This is a genomic window from Neoehrlichia mikurensis, from assembly GCF_019186785.1.
In the GTDB taxonomy this organism is placed as follows: Bacteria; Pseudomonadota; Alphaproteobacteria; order Rickettsiales; family Anaplasmataceae; genus Neoehrlichia; species Neoehrlichia mikurensis.
Window position 1 is genome coordinate 1057657 of the sequence record NZ_CP066557.1, and the last position, 23993, is coordinate 1081649.

Consider the following 23993-nt stretch of genomic DNA (forward strand, 5'->3'; position numbering starts at 1 on the left):
TTCTATGTTAGTAATAAATTTATATAATTAGGTATACATCAAATTAAATTAAAACTACATTAATGAACTTATTTAATTACATTAAAAACCTGATATTACAAAAAATTTATCATTTATCGGAAAAGAAATTAATAAAATTTGATGATAGTTTAATTAGCAAGTTGATAATAGGACCTCCTATAAATAACAAGCATGGTGATATATATACTAATGCTGCGTTAATTATTGGTAAATTTGAAAAAAAGAATCCACTAGAAATATCTAAAATATTAATTGAAGAGTTTTATTTAATAGAAGAAATATCAACTATAGAAGTAGTAGCACCTGGCTTTATTAACTTTAAATTGAAAGTTGAATTTTGGTACAAAGTATTATTTAGCATTAATATACTAAAAAATGAATATGGTAAAGTCAATTTAGGAAATAATGAAAAAATTAATATTGAATTTGTGTCTGCAAATCCTACTGGGCCGTTACATATAGGACATGCTCGTGGTGCAATTTTTGGTGATGTTTTATCAAATTTATTAGAATGGGTAGGATATAAAGTTACTAGAGAATATTATATTAATGATGCAGGTAATCAAATAACTATATTAGCTCAGTCTGTGTATATGAGATATAAAGAAATTTTAGGAGAAAATATTATTATAGAAGAGGGATTATATCCAGGTGAATATTTAAAAGATGTAGCGCAGGAATTATTTTGCTTATATCAAGATAGCTTATTAAATATGAGCAATATTGAAAAGATGGACATAATTCAAAACTATACTTTAGATTATATTATGAATCTTATTAAAGATGATATGCATTCCTTAGGAATTTATCATAATATTTTTACGTCAGAAAAACAGTTACATAATAGTTTTACTATTGATAAGTGTATAGCAGTATTGCAAGAAAAAGGATTAATATATTATGGTGTTCCTGAAAAACCAAAAAGTAAAGAATATTCTGATTGGTCTCCAAGAAGACAAATGTTATTTCAATCAACAAAATTTGGAGATGATGTTGATAGAGCTCTAACAAAAGAAGATGGAAGTTGGACGTATTTTGCTGGTGATATAGCGTATCATTTTGATAAGATATCCCGTGGATTTTGCCGCATGATATTAGAATTAGGATCTGATCATGCAGGGTATGTTACAAGATTAAAATCTGCAGTCAAAGCTTTAAGTGATGATAAAGCTATACTAGATGTAAAGTTGCATAATATAGTTAACTTTCTTGAGAATGGAGAACCAGTTAAAATGTCAAAAAGGAAAGGCGAATTTTTAACTGTTAAAGATGTAGTAAAAAAAGTAGGCAAAGATATTACAAGATTTATTATGCTGACGCGAAGAAATGATATGGTATTAGATTTTGATTTTGCAAAGGTAATAGAAAAATCAAGGGAAAATCCTATATTTTATGTACAATATGCTTATGCAAGAGTGTGTTCATTGATGCGTCATTGTTCTGATTTATTAACACTAAATGATGTTGATTTTACTATTCTTTCGTCTGATGAAGAATTGTTGTTAATTAAACTACTTGCAAAATGGCCAGAAATTGTGGAGTTATCTGCAAAAACTTTTGAGCCGCACCGTATTGCTTTTTATTTAATAGAAGTTGCAGAAGCATTTCATGTACTTTGGGGTTATGGTAATAATAACGCTAATATGAGATTTATTATTGATGATGATATTAATATTACTTCTGTAAGAATGTATTTAGCTAAAGCCGTATCTTATGTTATAGCTTCAGGATTAGCAATATTTTCTATTTCTCCATTAGAGGAAATGTCATAAATTGTAATTATAGTTTTAAAATTCTTCAAATATATTGGAGTAATAAATATGGTTGATAAAAACAAAGTATATATGAAAGTAGTATTGATTTCATTTATATGAAATATGCAATTTTACAAAATTGCTCTATGGACATGTTGTCTGGACGTAAATCTCCATTGATATTAGCTAATTTTAGAATTGTTTCCACGTTATTAGTAATATGTTTTAAGCTTGTATGGATCATCTTGCGTCTATAGTTAAATGTAGCATTTACTACTTTAGTAACTTTATGATAATCAACTTTAAATTTAGGGGTTTTGAATGGTATTATATGAAGAATTGAAGAATGTACTTTTGGTGATGGATAAAATGCGTCAGGCATTAGATCTTCCATTTTCTCAACTTTACATAATAGCTGTACTAATATTGATAAAGTGCCATAAGATTTACTATTAGGTTGTGCTAATATACGATCTGCAACTTCTTTTTGAAACATTAATGTTAAGCTATCGAAATGGTTTATATCATTTAATAATTTTAGTAGTAAAGTAGTAGATATATTATATGGTAAATTTGCTATAATTTTAATTGGTGGATTGGCTAGTGTTTTATAGTTTATGTTAAGAGCATCAGCAATTTTAAACTCATATTTACCATGATAATCCTTTGCTAATTTAGTATATATATCGGTAAAACGATGATCTTTTTCTATAGAAATAAGTTTTTTTGGATTATTCTTTAATATAGATTTTGTTAAAATTCCCAATCCTGGACCAATTTCAATAATGGAATCACTTGTAATATTTTGTGAATATGATACGATTTTATCAGTAATTTCATCTGAAATAATAAAATTTTGGCCAAGTGACTTATTTGCTTTTATTTTGTAAAATTGTTTGTTTTGCATAAAATATTGCTAAATATTATATTTTATGCTTAGTATAATAAAAGCAATTTGCAATAATAATCAATAAAAGTATTTACTTAATTAAATAATTAAAAGTTGACTTTTATATTATGATATATTACATGTTAGTTAACATCTAGGGTTATATGTTTATTTTATTCAGTGAGCCGACTTAGCTCAATTTGGTAGAGCAATTGACTTGTAATCAGTAGGTTGTCAGTTCGATTCTGACAGTCGGCACGTGCAATTTTGAGTGTTATTAATAATGTCATTTATTGTTATTGCTAATTGGAAGATGAATGGATTTCCGTTGGCATTTATGGAATTTTGTAAAAGCTTAAATTCCTTTTTAATAGCTGATTATTTGAATAAGAAAGATTTAACAATAGTTTTATGTCCTCCATTTATTTCTATGTCTGGCTTTATTGAATTTAGTTCTATGGTGAAGCTTGGAGCACAAAATTGTTATTATAAAGAAAGTGGGCAGTATACAGGTGAGATTAGTGCAAGTATGTTAAAAAAATGTAATTGCAAATATGTTATTGTAGGACATTCTGAAAGACGTCAGCTTTTTTATGAATCTGATAATGAAGTTAAACTTAAAGCTCAAAGTGTAATAGATGCAGGGTTAATTCCTATTGTTTGTATAGGAGAAACTTTAGCTGACAGAAATAATGGTATAACTCGTGATGTACTGTTAAGTCAATGTGAAAAATGCTTGCCTAATAATGGTGAGTTTATAATAGCTTATGAGCCAATATGGGCTATAGGTAATAGTACTTTGCCATCTATTGAGTTAATAAATAAATCTTTTGATATTATTAAATCATATATTAACTCTTGTAAGTTAATATATGGTGGGTCTGTTAATTATCATAATATACACGATATACAAAAAATTCAGAGATTAGATGGTGTTATAGTTGGTAATGCAAGCTTGAATGTAGATAGTTTTTATAAAATAATATGTAATATTGATTGTTAAGGATATCTTTATGAAAAAATTTATTATAATATTTACTATTTTTTTATTTTTTAATGCTAATGCTGCAGATTTAAAAAAAGAATTTGTTTCAATTGGAACTGGATCCATGACAGGTGTATACTATCCTGTTGGTAGTAATATTTGTAAGTTTGCATCATATAATAATAAAAAATCTTTAACAAAGATAATTTGTTCAATTTCTTCAACTACTGGTAGTATTTATAACTTAAACTCTATGCGTATGGGTAATATGGATATTGGTATTGCACAATCAGATTTAGAATATTATGCATACAATGGGTTAAATATTTATAATAAAATGCTTCCTATGTATAATTTAAGGTTATTGGCGTCTTTACATAAAGAATATTTTACTTTGATAACTCGTAGAGATTTAGGTATACGTTCATTTGATGATATAAAAGGGAAAAGGGTGAATATTGGTGCCCCTGGTAGTGGAGTTAAGGTTATGATGTTAAAGTTGTTTAAAGAAAAAGGGTGGTCAAATAAAGATTTTGCTGTAATTTCAGAATTAAAAGCATCAGAACAAATACAAGCATTATGTGATGGAAAGGTTGATGTAGTTGCAGATTTAGTTGGACATCCTAATGCTGCGATGCAAGAAGCAGTTGTCACTTGTGATGCTGTTTTTATTCATTTAAATGATGAGATAATATCTGCGCTTCGTGCTAAGTATCCTTATTATCAAAAAAGTATTATATCTGGTGAAATATATAAAAATAATCAACAAGATGTTAAAACACTAGCAGTTAAAGCTTCTTTATTGGCAACAACAAATTTGAGTAATGATATAGCATATTCAATTGTAAAGTATATAGCTTTACATTTATCTGATTTTCACAGAATAAGTGGAGCATTAAAAAATTTAACAGCTAGTGATTTATCGCAAGAAAGTACTGCACCTATGCATGAAGGTGCAAGACAATATTATAAGGAAATAGGTATTATTAAGTAGCTTGACGATGCATTTTTTACATAAATCAGAAGCGATAGTACTAGGGATAGAATCAAGTTGTGATGAAAGTGCTGTTGCAGTTGTAAGTAGTCATGGAAAAGTGTTATCACATAAAATAATATCTCAAAAAGAACATCAGGATTATGGAGGTGTAGTTCCTGAAATTGCATCACGTGCTCATCTAAAATTTTTAAGTAATTTAATTTATCAAGCTGTATCTAATGTAGTAAATTTTGAAGATATTGATGCTATTGCTGTCACTTCAGGTCCTGGGTTGATTGGTGGATTGATAGTGGGAGTTATGATGGCAAAAGCAATTGCAAGTGTAATGCAAAAGCCTATTATTGCTATTAATCACTTAGAAGCACATGCTTTAGTTATTAGGATGTTTCATAAAATTAGTTTTCCTTTTTTATTATTAATAATTTCAGGAGGTCATTGTCAATTTTTAATAGCTTATAATGTGGGAAAATATAAGAAATTAGGCTCTTCTATTGATGATTCATTGGGGGAGGCATTTGATAAGATAGCTAAGATGTTAAATTTAGGATATCCAGGAGGATTATTGATTGAAGAAAAATCTATTAATGGTAATGATAGGTTTTTTTTACCTAGAGCATTATTACATCGTGCAGGATGTGATTTTTCATTTTCTGGTATTAAGACAGCTGTCAAGAATATTATAAATAAGGAAAAGATCATTGATAATCAAATGGTATGTGATATATCAGCATCTTTTCAAAAGTGTGTTAGTGATATTTTAGTTAATCGTATTTGTAATGCCATTAAAATGACTCGTGTTATTGATTCAAATATAAAACAAATGGTAGTTACTGGGGGTGTAGCTGCAAATAATTTTTTACGTAATAATATTTTGGTATGTGCAAAAGATTATAAATTTGAAGTGTTATTTCCTCCTAAAAATTTATGTACAGATAATGCGGTTATGGTAGGATGGGCTGGTGTTGAAAATTTATTTAATGGAAATGTAAGTGACTTGAGTTTTACACCAAAATCTCAATGGAGATTAGAAGATATGTAAATATATATTTATAATTTTGTATGTTATTTGGGAATTCAATATTTATTTTTAAAATATGATATTTAAATTTTTTTTTATTTATGTAGTACTTTTATTAAGTGGATGTTACCTTAATCCCTATCATAAGTTTTATTTTGCTGGTAAGTCTCAAATTGGGCATTATAAGATAGGTAATAGTTATATGATTGATGGGATTTCTTATAAGCCACAATATTATGATTATTACGAAGAAGTAGGTATTGCTTCTTGGTATGGCGCTGAATCTCATAATAAAACTACTGCAAATGGTGATAAGTTTAATAGATTTTTATTAACTGCAGCACATAAAACTTTGCCATTACCTAGTTTTGTAGAGGTTACTAATTTAGAAAATGGGAAAAAGGTTATTGTAAAAGTTAACGATCGAGGACCATTTGTCAGTAATAGAATTATTGACCTTTCGGAAAAAGCTGCTATAGTATTGGGTTTTCGTGATAAAGGTATAGCTAAAGTTAAAATTACTTATTTAAAAAAAATGTCACAAGAATTAGTTCACAATGTTCCATCTTATAGAAAATATTATGAAAAAATTATAGAAAATTATAGAAAAAATAAATCTAATACTAATGCTGGATATCTTTCTAAAATTAAAGACGTAAATTATGCTAAGTATATAATTTCAAAATTGAGAAGTCAAGGACTACGTAATGTTAGATTACTTTTTAAAAATGATACATATTATGTATATGTGAATTAATAGTTATTAGATTTTTTAATAAATTTTATTAAAATAGTGTTTCTTAATTTTTTATAATACTTAGGAAAAGTAATATCCTTTTTAATTATTTTATTATAAATTGAATCTATGTTAAAAAACAATATAATATACATTGCTAGTAATATTATTTATGTTAAGAGAATATATTTCTATGAAAATAATCAAAATTATGTGTTTTTAATAGTTATTATCTTAGCATAATCTACAAAGTTAAATTTTTTATAAAATTTTATAGAAAATTACATTTGTATTTGCAATGATTATTATCATATGTTATTAAATTATACTGTCATGGCTAGATAGCTCAGTTGGTCAGAGTCGAAGAATCATAATCTTTTGGTCGTGGGTTCGAATCCCTCTCTAGCCACTTTTTTAAATTAATAATGAAGTTTAATACAAAATAGAAATATTAGGTTGTGGTTGTCGAATAGCTTGTTGGATTATAAGCTGTTGTTGTTTTTTTTGTGTTGCTATATTCTTTTCTGTAACATAAGTCATTGAAACTATAGCTATACTGGCAATTATGCAGATTATTCTAATAATTGGACCGAAAGGAAAAATATTAGAGCTATTATTTGTAGGACTTGGTAATTTAAATAAGTAAAAATGTTCAGTTTGTTCCAATACGTTGATTACTTTACCAACAATTCCCATTATACTTACAATAAACATTGCTATACGTAATTGCAATAGCATTTTAAATTGGTTGTTTTGTGTATTATTTAAGCGGTTATTTTGTACTTGAGAATAAGAATCATAAATTAATAAAGGTAAAATAATTGTTACTTTTGTTAATAAGCATATTAAATCTACAGTCCCTTTTAAATGTATTGCTACAGCATTATCATTTACTATTTTAAAATTATTATTTATTATTTGAACGATAGCTAATATTTGTATTGCTATTGCTGTAGTAGTAACTATTACATCCATAGTATATGCTACTTTTTTCGATTTAATTGATTTACTATTTTTTTTTGATTCATTATCAGCAAGTTTATTATATAAAAACAGCTGAATATATGAATGTAGTGCAATTACAGCACGTGCACACAATACAGTACAAACATTTAATAATAGCAAAGATTTTATATTAGGAAATAAGCTTATTGTAGAACATTGTACTAGTATTGTTAAAAGAAAAGATATAGCATATATGAGATAAGAAATTAAGGAAAAAGCAAACAAGAGATCATAATACTTAATACTAGAGAATCGTGAATGTAAAGCTATATTCAATCTTTGAAGCATATAAAGCATGATTTTATACATTAATAAAGCAAATTTATTAGTTATTTATATCATTAAGTCATGCCTCCATTAACATGAATTGTTTGACCTGTAATATATTGACTTGCATCACTTGCCAGAAATAATGCTACTGAAGCTACTTCTTTAGGAGTACCCATCCTTTTCATTGGAATTTTTTCAAGAATATAGTTTTTTTGCTTTTCTGATAATACTTTTGTCATAGGTGTATCAATAAAACCTGGTGCAATACAATTGACAGTAATATTACGACCTGCAAGTTCTAATGCTATAGACTTACTCATTCCGATAATTCCTGCTTTAGAAGCAGCATAATTTACTTGACCAACATTACCAGTTATTCCAACAACTGATGAAATATTAATAATTCTACCACTATTTTTTTTTAGCATTGCCTTGCATGCATTGCGATTTAACTTAAATGTTGTGGTTAGATTAAAATTAATTACTTTATTCCAATCCTCATTAGACATACGTATAGTTAATTTATCTAATGCAATACCCGCATTGCATACAACACCATCTAATCCATCCATTACACATAAAGCATTATCAACTAAGTTTTCAATTTCTTCATTAACTGATAAATCACATGCTATGATGTGTGTTTTATTTTTGCATTCTTTAGCTAAGTCTTGTAAAATACCTACTTTTGTTCCCGATAGGCAAATTTCTGCACCTGAATCAGAAAATAATGTTGCAATAGCTTTTCCAATTCCACCGGAAGCTCCAGTAATTAAAAATTTTTTTCCTAATAAATTAAACATTAAATTAGACTAAATTGAATTAATTTAATACTCTGCTATGCTATATTAATTTATATTTAATTACAATAATTTTTTTAATTACAGTGTAAATGTAGAAATCTTGATATAAGAATATTGTGTGGTATGTTAATGAGTATAAATATAATATTTAAATTATTGATATAGTGAATTCATATTTTTTAGTGTTAATAGCTATGTTATAATGAAATATTCGAGGATAAATTTATATGATAAGTTCTTTACAAGAGCCTGATGAACTACGTAAGCGTTTGCAGGGGTTATATCGCATTGATGAAAAAAGTTATGCTAGGTTTCTTACAGAGAAAACAGAAATTTTACAGGATTCTAAAATACGTATTTATAATACTGCTAAACAAATTATTGAGAAAATAAAATTAAATAAAAATTCAAGTGTAGTAGATGCATTTATACAAGAATATGGATTATCTAATGATGAAGGTATTGCTTTGATGTGTTTAGCAGAATCTTTATTAAGAATTCCTGACAATTGTACTATTAATGATTTGATAAAAGATACATTAGTCAATAGTGCTTGGAGCAAACATATAGGGAGATCTTCTTCTGTATTTATTAATGCATCAACATGGGGATTGTTGATAAGTGGACGTGTTTTAAAAGATAAGGGAGATAACTCTAAATGGTATAATACTATTAGTAACTTAATTAAAAATATGGGAGAACCTATAATTAGAAAGGCAGTTATTCAAGCAATGTATACTTTGGGTAAAAATTTTATTATGGGTACAAACATAGAAGAAGCTTTAGATAATAAAGGTATTAATGAGCTTTATTCATTTAATGTGCTTGGTGAGTCTGTTATAACTATGGAAAGTGCTGAAAAATATTTTCAATCTTATATGCATGTTATTAAGGCAATAGGTTCTTGTAAAAACTCTCAAAATTTATTAGATTCGCATGGAATATCAGTAAAACTTTCTACATTACATCCAAGGTATGAGTTTTCTCAAATAAGCCTTATTATAGATGATTTAATGTTTAGATTATTAGAAATATGTAAATTAGCAAAGCATTATAATATTAGTGTATATATAGCTGCGGAAGAAGCAAGTAGATTGGAAATATCATTAATTGTTTTTGAAAAATTATGTCTTAATAAATCACTAGAGGGATGGGATGGATTAGGATTTACAGTTCAAGCGTATCAAAAAAGAGCTTTAGCTGTTATAGATTTTTTAGAGGACATAGCTATAAGATCAAATCGTAAAATATTACTACAACTTGTTAAGGGAGCTTATTGGGATTATGAAATAAAAAATACTCAAGAACTTGGATTGATTGATTATCCTGTATTTACAAGGAAAGTATATACAGATGTTTCTTATTTAGCATGTGCTCAAAGAATTTTAAATAAGCCAAATAATTTTTACCCATGCTTTGCAACTCATAATGCTTATACATTGGCTACTATTTTGGAAATAGCAAATAAAGATCATCCAGGATTTGAATTTCAACGATTATATGGTGTTGCTCAAAATCTACATGATTATATTACTCAAGAATTAGCTGATAACATAAAATGCAGAATTTTTGCTCCAATAGGAGATTATCAAGATTTATTATCATATTTTGTGAGAATGTTATTAGAGCAGGGAGCTAATAATTCATTTATTAATAGAGTTAATGATAGTAATATTTCAATTGATAAGTTACTGGAGGATCCACTAGAAAAAGCAAAATTTTTAGAATATTTACCTCATCCTAGTATTCCTTTGCCAAGGGATTTGTTTGGCTCTGATAGAATTAATTCTGCTGGTACTGATATTACTGATTCAGTGGTAGTTTCATCTATAAAATCAAAAATAGAAAATTATAAAGATACATTGTGGAAATCATGTCCTATTATTAATGGTCAAGAAATTTCTAATGATTTTCAGCAAGTATTTTCACCTTCAAATTTGGATATTATAGGAGAAGTATCTTTTACAACTTCTGAGCAAGCGATACAAGCTCTTGATATAGCTCATCAATCTGTTGCGATGTGGAAAAGTATTCCTGTTATAGAACGTGCTGCAATGTTAGATAAAGCAGCTGATGAATTAGAAAATGATAAATTAAAATTTATTAATTTGTTAATTAAAGAAGGTGGTAAAGTTTTATATGATGCGATTTTAGAAGTTAGAGAAGCCATAGATTTTTTGCGTTATTATGCAATGCAAGCTAGAAAAGAACTAAGAGAATGGCAAAAATTACCTAGTCCTGTAGGGGAAGAAAATTATATTTATTTTGATGGGAGAGGTGTGTTTTTATGTATATCTCCATTTAATTTTCCATTGTCAATATTTTTAGGTCCTATTGCAGCTGCTCTTGTTGCTGGTAATACTGTATTAGCTAAACCTGCTGAACAAACTTCTATAATAGCTTATGAAGTAGTAAAATTATTATATAATTCTGGAATACCAAAAAATGTATTACATTTTATTCCTGGAAAGGGTAAAATTTTGGGAGAAGTTTTGTTAAGTAATAGTAAAATATCAGGAGTTGCATTTACTGGGTCTATTGAAACAGCTAATATTATTAATAAAAATATTGCTAAAAGAAGTAGTGGAATAATACCCTTTATTGCAGAAACTGGTGGATTAAATACAATGATAGTTGATAGTTCAGCATTAATTGAGCAAGTGACTAATGATGTAATTGTATCTGCATTTAAAAGTACTGGACAAAGGTGCTCTGCGTTAAGAATTTTGTTTATTCAAGAAGAAATTGCTGATAAACAAATTAAAATGATATGTGGAGCAATGAAAGAATTACGAATAGGCGATCCTATGCTTTTGGAGACAGATTTAGGTCCAGTTATTGATAAATCGTTATATGAAGCATTAATTGATCATACACAAAAAATGTCATCAACTGTTAAATTACTTTACAAATGTGAAATTGGTAATAATAAAGGGTATTTTTTTCCACCGCACATTTATGAAATAGAGTCACTTTCACAGCTAGAAAAAGAGGTATTTGGACCTGTATTACATGTTATTAGATATAAAAAATCAGATTTGCCTAAAATCTTAAATGATATTAATGATACTAAATATGGATTAACTTTTGCTGTTCAAAGTAGGATACAAAGTAATATTGATGATATTACTGATAAAATTAATGCTGGTAATATTTATGTTAATAGACGTCAAATAGGAGCAGTAGTAGGAGTACAACCTTTTGGTGGACAAGGGTTATCTGGTACTGGACCTAAAGCAGGTGGTCCATATTATTTACATAGATTTTTAACGGAAAAAGTTGTAACTATTAATACTACTATCTTAGGAGGTAACATCCCTCTTATGTGTTTAGATGATGATGTATAATCTAGTCCTTCAGAAGCTGCTGTGTTAATAGATATATCTGCAGTTTTATCAATATTGGGTATTTTTTTTAGTAAATTTTTTTATGATTGATTACTTAATTTTAACAATGTGATGTTTATGTATAATTATTAATAAATAAAGAAAATATATATTTATTCTAATTAATTATCAATTTCTAAATTATGAATAGTATGGTTGTAAAGAGAATTCTTGTTATATTTTTTATAAAATCAAATATAATTATAACTTATATTTGATAAGTTAATATACTATAAAATTATAAAATGCTTCCCATAAATAAATCTATCTTTTAATATAATAATATTGATATTGTATTATTGTTATGTTTAATGATTTGAAGAATAACACGTTCACTTATGATAATAAATCTGAAGATTTTATAAATAGTATTGATGAATTAATTAATATTAAAAAATTGGAATTTGAAAATTTTCTTGAAAATTCTATATCTCATTTTTCTAATTATTTTCAACATGTTCTCATAAAAGAACTAGCAATGTTGTTACAAATGGAGTTACTGAAGTTTCAGAATACTGTTTCTAGTAGTAATGTGAAAATATTTGATAATATAAATCAAGAAATTATTAATAAAATATTATTTGCAGTTTCACGCAGAGCTTTTGATAATTCATAATATTTGTATATTATTATAAATGTTATAATGGACGCATATCTAATTCTATTTTAGTTTTTCATGTTTTTATTGCAGATATAGATATATTAAATTTAATATAAAATATATTTTATTATTAATAATTGGGAATTATATGTTACAAAATTCAATATTTCATATAATAAGAAAAACTTTACCAAAAATTTTTCCTGTAACATTATTAGAAGCAAAATCTTTTTTGCGTGTTAAACATAATATGGATGATGATTTAATCATGTGTTTAATTGCTATGTCTTCTGAATATGCGCAATGGTATATGGAAAAATCATTAATGAAGCAGCAATGGCAAATATCTTGTTATGACAATATTCCTAGAAAAATACAATTACCTTTTAGTCCTATTGTGCATATAGTATCGGTGAAAATTATCAGTTATAATAAAGATGAATTTATAGTTCCTATAGAAAATTATTATGCAGATCTTTTTCAGTCTTCTATTACATTTTACAATATAATGTGTATTAATAGAATGGATATTATTTATGAAGCAGGTTATTATGATGCTAATATAATACCAATGCAAATTAAACATGGAATATTACATCATGTTGCCATATCGTATAAAAATAGAGAAGCAGAAGCTGTTGATAATTTGAATTTTGTTAAAGATATGTATTCTCCATTTCGAGAGTTAAAATTAGTACTGTGATTGTAATAAGTGAAGCATATAAATTAATTTTAAGTTTATTAAAATCTGATAAAGCTATAAGTAGTATTGTAACTGAAATTTATAGTCAATTACCAAAAAAAGCTTCTTTTCCTTGTATGTGTTTATATATAAATTCTTGTAAAGTTATTAACACTTTTAGTAATACATTTTTAGAAGTTTATTTAACTTGTAATATTTATAGTTATTCTGTGTATGATACGTTGGAAATCATAGATTGTGTAAAGAAATTGCTTGATGGGTATGTCTTTAGTAAATTTTCTATTATATATCGACTAATTTTTAAGCGTTATCATAATATATATCATAATGATACTTTATACTCTTCTATAGAATTTTTACTTTTAATTCAATAATTATATGACAGTTTTTTTTAAATTTAAAGATTTGGAAGGGAATTTTATTTTACTAAAAAATATAAAAAGTGTGAGATTGACATTACGAAATAAAGGCGATGATATAAAAAATATATATTCTATAGGGTGGAAAAATATTTTGGAAAATTCAGGTGACAAATATATTGTTATAAAAATAAGTGGTATACTAGATTATTCATTTGCAGATCAACTTTTAAGACAATATTCTTTTGCTAATAGTATAGTAGAATCTGAATTAATATTTTATGATAAGGAAAAAATATTAATAAAATGTATTATTGAATTATATGAAAGATATTACGAAGTAAATAAATTTGATAATTTTAATGTAACTCTTATCAGTACTAGTAAAGTAATTTATATATAGATAATATTAGTTTATAATTTTATATTTTTTAATTTTTCTATAATAGAATTTAAGTTCTTTAATATATTATTCAAATAAATATGCTATTTTCTAGTAAATTGGCTGCAAAGTTAATTTTTAAATGTATTAATAGATGTTATAATATTAATGCATTAAGAGATATTCAAAAGGCGGTCAATCAAGCTGTTAAGTGTGTTAATAGTATTTTATATAAAAAGAATCATTTTTTATTTCCTATTAAGAAAGATTATGTATTACAAGCAAAACACTGTGAACGTAAGAATAAAATTTTAAAAAAAGTACATTTATATCATATAGTAAAGCAATTACCTTATAATAAGGGTTATACAAAAAAAGTTATACAAAGTATTAAAAAAAATAAAGCAATAAATTTACAACATAATATTAAAGAATTAATGTTTAGATTTATAAAAGTTAGTATTGCTCATGCTATGGATCCAATACAAAGATCAGGAGAAACTGTATCATCAAATATAGTTTCAGCAAAAAAATATAATAGAGATAATAGATTGGGAAAAAAATCTCATTCAAAAAAGTCTGCATCATTTTTTAAAGTATTAATGAATATGATTTTTTTTTCAATGCTACCTATTATGCTTAAGCATAATATTGATGTTATAGGTATGCTAAGCGATAAAAAACCTAGAAAAGAAGAGGATATAAAGAAATCTCATCAAAGATTATTTTAATCTCATTCAAAAAAATCTGCATCATTTTTTAAAGTATTAATGAATATGATTTTTTTTCAATGCTACCTATTATGCTTAAGCATAATATTGATGTTATAGGTATGCTAAGCGATAAAAAACCTAGAAAAGAAGAGGATATAAAGAAATCTCATCAAAGATTATTTTTATGTAATAAGGCATTGTTTTTTACATTATAATGTAAATTATTATATTAAATTGTGACAGTAATATCTTATTAGACCTAAAAAATATTGTTATATAATTAATGTATTTTTTCAGAGATAGGTACATTACTAATATTATATTTTATAGAAGAATTTATTATTTTTGATATTTAAAAAAATTTTAAATACCTTGTATAATTGAGAATATTTTCTATATCGATTGTTATTTCTAGAAATAGTAAAGTCCTTTATTAAGTTATTGCGAATATTTTATAGTATGAAATTTTTAGAATTTTTAAAGTTGTGTTTTAATACGATATCTCCTGATAATAAATTTATGAATAATTGGCATATTAAGGTACTTGCTGATAGGTTAGATGCAACACTTCAAGGAAAGATTAATTATTTATTAATTAATATGCCACCAAGATCAATGAAATCAATTTGTATTAGTGTTGCATGGCCGGCTTGGATATTAGGACTTAATCCTTCATCAAAGATTATAGTTGCAAGTTATTCACAGATTTTAAGCGAAAAATTATCTTTAGATACGCGATATATATTACAATCTAAGTGGTATCAACAGTTATTTCCAAATGTTATTTTATCAAAAGATCAAAATACTAAATCAAAATTTCAAACAACGCAACATGGATATAGGTTTGCAACGTCAATAGGTGGATCAATTACAGGAGAAGGGGGTAATATTTTAATATTAGATGATCCTATGAATTTAATACAATCAGCCAGCAAAGTATATAGGCAAAAAGTATGTTATTGGTTTGATCAAAGTTTTATTACAAGAATGAATAATCGAAAGAATGGTATTGTTATTATTGTTATGCATAGATTACATAGCGAAGATTTAAGTTATCATGTTTTATCAAAGCCAAATTATGGAAAGTGGCATCATTTATCTATACCAATGTTATCAGAAAAAAAAACTGTAATTTATTCTTTAGTGCTGCCATATATAATAAAAGCTAATAAAAAAAAGAGAAATATTTTATATATTAGGGAAGAAGGGGAATTTCTTTATAAAAAGAAAAGTCAAAAATACATTAAGGATCTTAAGTTTGATTTGGGAACGTATGCTTTTTCTGCGCAATATCAACAATCTCCAGTTAATATATCAAATGGAGTAATAAAACGTAAATGGATAAAGAGATATAAATACGATTGTAAATGTGAATCCTTTATTACTCAAAGCTGGGATACTGCAAATTCATCGAATAAAGGTAGTAATTTTAGTGTTTGTACAACATGGTCACAAGTTAAAGGATCTTTTTTTTTATTAGAAGTATATAGAGCAAGAATTGAATATCCTTTATTAAAAAAACAAGTTATTACATTAGCTCAATATTGGCATCCTAATGCAATTCTTATAGAAGTAAAAGCAAGTGGAATACAGTTAATACAAGAATTAAGTGATGCAGCATTATCAATTATAAAAATTAACCCTGTTAATAGTAAAATGGCAAGATTATATCAGGTTATTCCTATTATAGAATCTGGACGTGTTTTTTTACCATATAATTCAGTATGGTTAGATGATTTTGAACAGGAAATTTTATCATTCCCAAATACACAATATGACGATCAATTAGATAGCATGACTCAATATTTATATTGGGCCTCTAATGTTATAAATAATACACATCCTTATTTACAGATGAGACAATTGTAGGAATATTTCTTAATATTTATTAATTAAAAAATACTATAAATTTTAATATTATAAATTGCATTTTTGTAAACATACATTACCTCATAGATTTATCATAAAATATCATTTTTTAAAATTTACCATAATTTTATTCCTAATTATATAAATCACTTACCTTTATTATTATTTTTAATATAGTATATTATTATATATAATAATCGTTATTTATTAAAAAAATAACATGCATATAGTATTTAGCTAAAATAAATATTATTTATTGAGTATAACAAAATGATTTATTAATCTAATTATATAGATTATATATCTGATTATCTGTAATTAATTGTATAAAAATTATACATACTCTAAGTAATTCATGTATAGAATTACAAGGATAATAATCGTTATTTATTAAAAAATAACATGCATATAGTATTTAGCTAAAATAAATATTATTTATTGAGTATAACAAAATGATTTATTAATCTAATTATATAGATTATATATCTGATTATCTGTAATTAATTGTATAAAAATTATACATACTCTAAGTAATTCATGTATAGAATTACAAGGATAATAATCGTTATTTATTAAAAAATAACATGCATATAGTATTTAGCTAAAATAAGTATTATTTATTGAAAATAGAAATATGTAATATATTTAATTATTTTTTGCAATATAAAATGTGTTAATAAAAAACTACTTGTTAGTATATATTACTTTAACTAATATTATTATAAAATGAGTTAAAGTATCAATGAATAGTAAATTACAATGGTTTGCCGAAGGAGAGCCTAATATATGGCTGCCATATACTAAAAATTTTATGCAACTACCAGTAAAATCTGCTAATGGTTGTTATATTTTCTTAGAAAATGGTCATCTATTATTAGATGGTATATCAAGTTGGTGGAGTGTGTGTCATGGGTACTCTCATCCATATATTGTTCATAAAATACAAGAACAGGTTGAGACATTATCTCACATTATGTTATCTGGATTTGCTCATGAGCAGGGATATAGGCTAGCTTCACAACTTGTGAAGATTGCACCTGTTGGATTGGAAAAAGTATTTTTTTCAGATTCTGGTTCAACTGCTATAGAAGTAGCAATAAAAATGGCAGTGCAGTATTTTTGCAACATAGGTAAATGCAACAAGTATAAATTGATATCTTTTTATAATGGATACCATGGTGATACTATGGGTTGTATGTCAGTTTCTGATCCAAAAGTATTACACGGATCTGTATTGAATAAATACTATCCTAATCAGTATATATTAAAATTACCTCACACTGAAGAAGACATGTATGATTTTACTGCGCAATTAGAATTGTTGCATAATGATGTTGCTGCAGTTATTATAGAGCCAATTTTACAGGCTGCAGGGGGAATGAAAATTTATTCTCCTGTAATACTACAACAGATTTATAATATTACTCGTGAATATGATATATTATTTATTGCAGATGAAGTTGCAACTGGTTTTGGCCGTACTGGCATGATGTTTGCATGTAATCATGCAAATATTACTCCTGATATTATGGTAGTGGGTAAAGCTTTAACAGGGGGTTTTTGTACATTAGCAGCAACTTTAACAACTCAAAATATTTATGATACTTTTACATTAAATACAGACACAGCTTTTAGGCATGGTCCGACATTTATGGCAAATCCTTTAGCATGTGCTGCTGCTAATGCATCTATTGATCTTTTTATAAACCAGAAGATTATGGAAAATATTAAGAATATTGAATTGCAACTCACAAAAGAATTAAAAATATTTGAGAAACTGCATTTTGTTAGTTCTGTGAGGGTTATTGGGGCTGTAGGTGTCATCGAACTTAATAGTGGCTATATAAATATAATTAATCAAGACTTAACTCAAAAATTACTTCAGCTAAAAATATGGATAAAACCTATAGGAGATGTTATCTACATAATGCCCCCATTTATTATTACTTCTAAAGAATTAACTACACTTATTGAATCAATTAATGAGTTACTCAAAACTATTGATTAATTATAATCAGATGTTTATCTTAAATATAATGTAACTGAAAAAAGCAGTAAACATTATTATATACTGCTTTTTATTTATTAAATTAAACCTATATTTTGTTAATTTAATATGTTAACAATACTGATTATTGATTTAAAAATTTATTAGGATATGTTGGATAGAATGGAGATTCAATTGACATATGTTCAATTAATGTACAAGCTTCTTTCACAGAAAGATTATTAGATTCATCTATTGTAATCATAGTAGCAGCATCAGCAGCCTGTTTTGAAATTATATGGAAGCATGATTTATAAAGCTGCTGATGAGCAAATGTTAATAACGTATTATAAACATGTTTAACGTCTTTATCAGAAATACGACAATTATCATAAATACAATCTATGTGACCGGCTATACCTAATGATAACATAGTAGCATACTTTTTACATTGAGAAAGTATTTGTTTAGCATCATGAATAATTGCAGTGTGTATTAAAAATAATTCTATATCAAGCTTTATAATTTGACGCATGTAAGCAATAAAAGTAGTATTTATCATGTTATTAGTGAATTTTTGAACATGTAAATTCTTAGCAATAGTATTCATGAAATGATTGGTATGACTTTTGCTATAAAAGCTTCTTAAAGTTTCTTCTACTTTGTTAAATTGGGAAGGAGTAATAGCAAGAGAAGGATTTTTTAAATACAAAGCAGCTAAAATTGAGTGTTTAATATAGTTAAATGTTGTTTGCTGTAAAGTTAATATCATATGTAAAACATTAGTTAATTAAATTGTAATTATAGTATAAATTAAAATTATTTTCCATACCTTAATATATAATTTAATATATATTATTACTTAATAAATAGAAGAAACGTGATAATTGTCATCATAATTTTATTGTTTTAGTAGAGTTATATAGGTATTACAAATCTTTCTAATTAGTTTATCAGATCCAATATCATCAATATTAGAGTAAAAAAAATTATATCATGTCTTAAATATAATGTAACTGAAAAAAGCAGTAAACATTATTACATACTGCTTTTTATTTATTAAATTAAACCTATATTTTGTTAATTTAATATGTTAACAATACTGATTATTGATTTAAAAATTTATCAGGATATGTTGGATAGAATGGAGATTCAATTGACATATGTTCAATTAATGTACAAGCTTCTTTCACAGAAAGATTATTAGATTTATCTATTGTAATCATAGTAGCAGCATCAGCAGCCTGTTTTGAAATTATATGGAAGCATGATTTATAAAGCTGTTGATGAGCAAATGTTAATAACGTATTAGAAATATGTTTAATTTCTTTATCAGAAAGACAACAATCAACAAGAACATCACTTGTTTTATTGGCTATGTATAAGGGTAACATAGTAGCATACTTTTTACATTGAGAAAGTATTTGTTTAGCATCATTAATAGTTGAAATGTTTGTTAAAAATATATAAATATCAAGCTTTATAACTTTACGCATTACAGCAATAAAATTAGTATTTATCATGTTATTAGTGAATTTTTTAACATGTAAATTCTTGGCAATAGTATTCATGAAATGATTGGTATGACTTTTGCTATAAAAGCTTCTTAAAGTTTCTTCTACTTTGTTAAATTGGTAAGGAGTAATAGCAAGAGAAGGATTTTTTAAATACAAAGCAGCTAAAATTGATTGTATAATATAGTTAAATGTTATTTGCTGTAAAGTTAATATCATATGTAAAACATTAGTTAATTAAATTATAATTATAATATAAATTGAAATTATTTTCCATACCTTAATATATAATTTAATATATATTATTACTTAATAAATAGAAGAAACGTGATAATTGTCATCATAATTTTATTGTTTTAGTAGAGTTATATAGGTATTACAAATCTTTCTAATTAGTTTATCAGATCCAATATCATCAATATTAGAGTAAAAAAAATTATATCATGAATATTTATTCTACTATTTTATAGATTGTTGTATAATTGATATTATTTAATGTATACAATATTTTTAATATCATTTTATATTAATGTTATATTTAAAGTAATTTTTTAGTTTTCTGTTTTTTTTAAATTATTTTTGATTACTTAATGATCGTTTAACATATTAACTTATATAGTTAATTTGGTTGTTTTTTGATAAAAAATTAAAATAAGTTATATTTTTTATAATTCGTCATAGTAGCAATAAAGAAACTGAGTATAAAAAAATTTTTTATCTATATTATATTATCTTCATTTTAAATAGGGCTTTATTACCGTATATACCAATAATTAATATCTTTTTTAGTCTGTTGTATAAATTATAGTAAAAATTCTATTGTTAGGATATTTTATTAAATTATCATTTGATTTTTTTTATTAAAATAACTAATATATCTTCAAATTTTGATTTCATTAATATTATATAATTCTTAGCATCAAAAATTTTTATGAAACCTTTTATGGGTAATATTTAAAAAAAGTTTAAGCAATGAAAAGGTATGTAATGTTGAGATTTATATTGAAGTTTTATATAGAATAGAACATACTTTAAAGTATTACTGTTCTTATAATTGGTATACAGAAATGGAGAGGTGGCCGAGAGGCTGAAGGCGGCGGTTTGCTAAACCGTTATACGAATAAAATCGTATCGAGGGTTCGAATCCCTCTCTCTCCGCCAAAAATAAGCATCTTTTTTGATAATGATGGTTATTTTACTTGACGATATAAATCAAATATATAAACATATAAGTGCAACATACGAGGAAAAAAATGAAAGTTATAGGCTCTTTAAAATCTGCTAAAATGCGTGATAAGGATTGTAAGATAGTACGCAGAAAAGGACGTATATACGTGATAAACAAAAAAAAACCTAGGTTTAAAGCACGTCAAGGGTATTGATTGTTATAGTTGTGTTAAGTTTATATTAATTAAAAAATATTAATAATTATATATTGAAATGACGGCAGGGGTGCTTTATTAGAAATTTTTCTTTTATTACTATAAGAAATAGCAAAAATAATAAGCTTACTTATTATACTGCTTTATTACTTATATTAGTTTTAATTTTTTATTTTAATATTCATATGCTAATTGGTAATAGAGGTGTTATTACTTTAATTAAATTATATAAAGATGTTGATTATCATTATTCTGTTTTAAAAAAAGCAGTGGATCTAAAAAAACAGTTAGAGCATAAAAATAAACTTTTACAGGAGAAGTCGTTAAATTTAGATTTATTAGATGAACAAACACGTAATGTATTAGGTTATGTTGATAAAAATGAAATTGTTATAATATTAAACCCTCAATAATTACAAATTTGTTGCATTTTTTTATATGATTTTTTAAAACCTAATAAAGAATAGGAGTTTTCTATTTTTTTATTAGATGTAGATACTCCTTTGACAACTAATAACAATCCTTTTTGCATGGCATCTATAATTTTTGCATCGGTATTAATACTTTCTGTCCAAGCTATGTCATTCTCAATTATTGATAAATAGTATGTTTTTTTATGATCTATTATTAATCTTAAAGGTTTTTGCTTATACTTCACACCTGAAGATACGCTAACTTCATTAAATACTTTACTAATATAAGTTACCATAAACAGAGCATTGCTTTTGTTATTATTAGTAGGAGAGGAAAGTAAGTAACATAGTTTTTGTTCGCCTTGTGTAGCTGTATAAACATTCCAACTTTTATTTTTTTCAATTAGCTTTATATCACTAATACCTTGTAATACAGAGGCAAAGCAATGCACATTAAAAACAAGTAATAATAATATTATTATTATAAATTTATTAACTAACACATTAGTTCTTCTTTGTTAGCTTGAATAAAGGATTTTACTTTATTAAATGAATGTAGCTCAATTTGTCTAATTCTTTCTTTTGATACATTATATTTTATACTTAGTGATTCTAAAGTTTCTGGTTGATCAATTAATCTTCTTTTAATAAAAATATCACGATGTCTATCTTTTAATGATAATAAAGCTTTCTGTATTAATGATTCTTTAATATAATTTTCTTCATTAGTGTGATACATCACTTCTTGATTTGGTGTATTAGATGGTATTATGTCTTGGAGTTCAACTTTATTATCATCATTATTATTAGTAAAAACTAATCCGTTTAAAGATACATCTCTATTATTGAAGAATTTATTCATGTACTCAACTTCTTGTTCTGAAGTAGAGCATTCGTTAGCTATAGCTTTGACTTCATCTAAAGTTATATTATTACAGCATAATAATTTTTTCTTTATTTTTCTTAAGCTAAAAAATAACTTTCTTTGTGCTTGAGTAGTTCCTATTTTAACATGCGACCATGATTTCAAAATATAATCTTTTATAGAAGCTTTGATCCACCACATTGCATAAGTTGATAATCTAAATCCAAGATTAGGATTAAATTTTTTTACAGCTTGCATTAAACCTATATTACCTTCCATAATTAACTCTATTAATGGTAGTCCATAATTTTTAAATCCCATTGCAATTTTTATAACTAACCTTAGATGACTGGTAACTAATTTATGCGCATCAGCTATGATCCCGTTATCATACCAGCTTTTTGCTAATTTTTCTTCTTCTTCAGCAGAAAGAACAGGAAAGGACTGAACTTGACGAATATATGATAGAACATTATCAGAATTAAGAGAAGAGAATACAGATGATGTTAGCATAAATTTACCATTTTAAACTTTATCATTAATATTAGCATATCCCAGCCATTATAACACTATAATAAGTATATAAAAGATTTTCAAGAGGTGAAAAGAATAAAATCAGGAAAATTAATTATGCTATAGATTGAAATATAGGGTTAAAATACACTAAGAGATTTTAAGTAATTAATAAATTTTAAAAATTATAGGTATATTATTAAATCCTGTCAACTAATCAGTGTTAGGTAATAAATTATGAATATTACAATCACGTGTAGAGGGTTTAATATTACTGATAGTATAAAAGCGTATGTGGAAAAGGCTATTAAAGATCACATTATAAAATATTTTCAAGATGAAGTTATAATTAAGGTTATTTTATCAAAAGAAGCTTATTTTTTTAGTGCTAGTATAAGCATTTATGATAACATTAATGAATTTATAAAATTATTAAAAAATGCAGAAACGGCTTATAAGGCTATTGATAATGCTGTTACGCACTTAAATAGTAAATTAACTAAGTATAAGAGTGAAAAAATAAATAAATATCGTAAAAATAGACAATTGATCCGTAATCAACAGAAATATAAAAGCTATTTATTTGATAATATTCAAGATGTTACGAGTGAAAATATAGAGGATTCTCCTTTAATTATTGAAGAAGATACAAATTTGAAAATTATGTCTGTAAGTGAAGCAGTAATGGAAATGGAGATGACATCTATTCCAGCATTGTTATTTATTAATGCGAGAACTAATATGGTAAATATGATTTATATGAGGAATGATGGTAATATAACTTGGGTCAATACGTTAAAAATGCATTAGATTTCAAAATGCAATAAT

Annotated in this window: 24 protein-coding genes and 3 tRNA genes; 20 read left to right on the forward strand and 7 right to left on the reverse strand. The window is 25.5% G+C overall.

All coding sequences use genetic code 11. The features are described from left to right. The first annotated feature begins 62 nt into the window (after positions 1-62). Positions 63-1793: an arginine--tRNA ligase gene (argS, locus tag HL033_RS04265; RefSeq protein WP_218194041.1), complete on the forward strand. Its 1731-nt coding sequence runs from the start codon at positions 63-65 to the stop codon at positions 1791-1793. A gap of 94 nt (positions 1794-1887) precedes the next feature. Here the strand turns inward: argS and rsmA are convergent, their stop codons facing one another. Further along, positions 1888-2682 (reverse strand): 16S rRNA (adenine(1518)-N(6)/adenine(1519)-N(6))-dimethyltransferase RsmA, encoded by a 795-nt coding sequence (gene rsmA / locus HL033_RS04270; protein WP_218194042.1) that lies wholly within the window; start codon positions 2680-2682, stop codon positions 1888-1890. A gap of 166 nt (positions 2683-2848) precedes the next feature. Here rsmA and HL033_RS04275 point away from each other — a divergent pair. The 6 genes from HL033_RS04275 (at position 2849) to HL033_RS04300 (ending at position 6809) form a co-directional block, all read left to right on the forward strand. Continuing rightward, positions 2849-2922 (forward strand) — tRNA-Thr (locus tag HL033_RS04275). 25 nt (positions 2923-2947) lie between these two features. Continuing rightward, entirely contained in the window at positions 2948-3667 is a 720-nt protein-coding gene (locus HL033_RS04280; protein WP_218194043.1) for a triosephosphate isomerase, read from the forward strand. Positions 3668-3677: 10 nt separating this feature from the next. After that, the gene (locus tag HL033_RS04285; protein ID WP_218194044.1) at positions 3678-4643 is read left to right on the forward strand and encodes a TAXI family TRAP transporter solute-binding subunit; all 966 of its coding nucleotides are present in this window, start codon (positions 3678-3680) and stop codon (positions 4641-4643) included. A gap of 7 nt (positions 4644-4650) precedes the next feature. Next, positions 4651-5685, forward strand: coding sequence for a tRNA (adenosine(37)-N6)-threonylcarbamoyltransferase complex transferase subunit TsaD (tsaD, locus tag HL033_RS04290; RefSeq protein WP_218194045.1), 1035 nt, complete (start codon positions 4651-4653; stop codon positions 5683-5685). Between the two features lie 55 nt (positions 5686-5740). Beyond that, entirely contained in the window at positions 5741-6421 is a 681-nt protein-coding gene (locus tag HL033_RS04295) for a septal ring lytic transglycosylase RlpA family protein (protein ID WP_218194046.1), read from the forward strand. A gap of 314 nt (positions 6422-6735) precedes the next feature. Beyond that, positions 6736-6809: transfer RNA gene (locus tag HL033_RS04300), tRNA-Met, on the forward strand. Between the two features lie 23 nt (positions 6810-6832). On the opposite strand, the gene HL033_RS04305 is transcribed toward HL033_RS04300, so the two are convergent. Both HL033_RS04305 and fabG read right to left on the reverse strand, forming a co-directional pair. Next, entirely contained in the window at positions 6833-7714 is an 882-nt protein-coding gene (locus tag HL033_RS04305; protein WP_218194047.1) for a hypothetical protein, read from the reverse strand. A 32-nt stretch (positions 7715-7746) separates the two neighbouring features. Beyond that, positions 7747-8478: a 3-oxoacyl-[acyl-carrier-protein] reductase gene (gene fabG / locus HL033_RS04310; RefSeq protein ID WP_218194048.1), complete on the reverse strand. Its 732-nt coding sequence runs from the start codon at positions 8476-8478 to the stop codon at positions 7747-7749. A gap of 227 nt (positions 8479-8705) precedes the next feature. Between fabG and putA the strand changes: the two genes are divergently transcribed. The 9 genes from putA (at position 8706) to HL033_RS04350 (ending at position 18499) form a co-directional block, all read left to right on the forward strand. Beyond that, positions 8706-11825: a bifunctional proline dehydrogenase/L-glutamate gamma-semialdehyde dehydrogenase PutA gene (putA, locus tag HL033_RS04315; protein ID WP_218194049.1), complete on the forward strand. Its 3120-nt coding sequence runs from the start codon at positions 8706-8708 to the stop codon at positions 11823-11825. A gap of 343 nt (positions 11826-12168) precedes the next feature. Continuing rightward, positions 12169-12480, forward strand: a complete 312-nt coding sequence (locus tag HL033_RS04320) for a hypothetical protein (protein ID WP_218194050.1) — start codon at positions 12169-12171, stop codon at positions 12478-12480. A 133-nt stretch (positions 12481-12613) separates the two neighbouring features. After that, positions 12614-13168 (forward strand): head-tail connector protein, encoded by a 555-nt coding sequence (locus tag HL033_RS04325; protein WP_218194051.1) that lies wholly within the window; start codon positions 12614-12616, stop codon positions 13166-13168. Further along, positions 13165-13542: a hypothetical protein gene (locus HL033_RS04330; protein WP_218194052.1), complete on the forward strand. Its 378-nt coding sequence runs from the start codon at positions 13165-13167 to the stop codon at positions 13540-13542. Before HL033_RS04325 ends, HL033_RS04330 begins: the two co-directional genes overlap by 4 nt. A 4-nt stretch (positions 13543-13546) precedes the next feature. Then, positions 13547-13930, forward strand: coding sequence for a phage tail tube protein (locus HL033_RS04335; RefSeq protein WP_218194053.1), 384 nt, complete (start codon positions 13547-13549; stop codon positions 13928-13930). An 80-nt stretch (positions 13931-14010) separates the two neighbouring features. Then, complete coding sequence (locus HL033_RS04340; protein ID WP_218194054.1) at positions 14011-14640, forward strand: hypothetical protein; 630 nt, start codon at positions 14011-14013, stop codon at positions 14638-14640. 71 nt (positions 14641-14711) lie between these two features. Beyond that, positions 14712-14837: a hypothetical protein gene (locus HL033_RS04540; protein ID WP_255323773.1), complete on the forward strand. Its 126-nt coding sequence runs from the start codon at positions 14712-14714 to the stop codon at positions 14835-14837. A gap of 244 nt (positions 14838-15081) precedes the next feature. Beyond that, a complete protein-coding gene (gene terL / locus HL033_RS04345) occupies positions 15082-16491 on the forward strand; it encodes a phage terminase large subunit (RefSeq protein ID WP_218194055.1) in 1410 nt (469 codons plus the stop codon). Positions 16492-17233: 742 nt separating this feature from the next. Then, complete coding sequence (locus HL033_RS04350; RefSeq protein ID WP_218194056.1) at positions 17234-18499, forward strand: adenosylmethionine--8-amino-7-oxononanoate transaminase; 1266 nt, start codon at positions 17234-17236, stop codon at positions 18497-18499. 124 nt (positions 18500-18623) lie between these two features. Here HL033_RS04350 and HL033_RS04355 read toward each other — a convergent pair whose 3' ends face one another. Beyond that, positions 18624-19250, reverse strand: a complete 627-nt coding sequence (locus tag HL033_RS04355; protein WP_218194057.1) for a hypothetical protein — start codon at positions 19248-19250, stop codon at positions 18624-18626. A gap of 334 nt (positions 19251-19584) precedes the next feature. Next, positions 19585-20211, reverse strand: coding sequence for a hypothetical protein (locus HL033_RS04360; RefSeq protein ID WP_218194058.1), 627 nt, complete (start codon positions 20209-20211; stop codon positions 19585-19587). A gap of 850 nt (positions 20212-21061) precedes the next feature. Between HL033_RS04360 and HL033_RS04365 the strand changes: the two genes are divergently transcribed. The 3 genes from HL033_RS04365 (at position 21062) to HL033_RS04375 (ending at position 21787) form a co-directional block, all read left to right on the forward strand. Further along, positions 21062-21153, forward strand: a tRNA-Ser gene (locus tag HL033_RS04365). Between the two features lie 92 nt (positions 21154-21245). Further along, on the forward strand, positions 21246-21374 hold the full coding sequence (gene ykgO, locus HL033_RS04370) for a type B 50S ribosomal protein L36 (protein ID WP_218194059.1): 129 nt from the start codon (positions 21246-21248) through the stop codon (positions 21372-21374). Between the two features lie 185 nt (positions 21375-21559). Beyond that, a complete protein-coding gene (locus HL033_RS04375; RefSeq protein ID WP_218194060.1) occupies positions 21560-21787 on the forward strand; it encodes a septum formation initiator in 228 nt (75 codons plus the stop codon). Here HL033_RS04375 and HL033_RS04380 read toward each other — a convergent pair. Beyond that, positions 21781-22290, reverse strand: coding sequence for an invasion associated locus B family protein (locus HL033_RS04380; protein ID WP_218194061.1), 510 nt, complete (start codon positions 22288-22290; stop codon positions 21781-21783). The two genes, HL033_RS04375 and HL033_RS04380, sit on opposite strands and share 7 nt — an antisense overlap. Continuing rightward, entirely contained in the window at positions 22284-23165 is an 882-nt protein-coding gene (locus HL033_RS04385; protein WP_218194062.1) for an RNA polymerase factor sigma-32, read from the reverse strand. Before HL033_RS04385 ends, HL033_RS04380 begins: the two co-directional genes overlap by 7 nt. Before the next feature lie 237 nt (positions 23166-23402). Here HL033_RS04385 and hpf point away from each other — a divergent pair, with 237 nt between their 5' ends. Next, positions 23403-23975: a ribosome hibernation-promoting factor, HPF/YfiA family gene (hpf, locus tag HL033_RS04390; RefSeq protein ID WP_218194063.1), complete on the forward strand. Its 573-nt coding sequence runs from the start codon at positions 23403-23405 to the stop codon at positions 23973-23975. Positions 23976-23993: the final 18 nt, after the last annotated feature.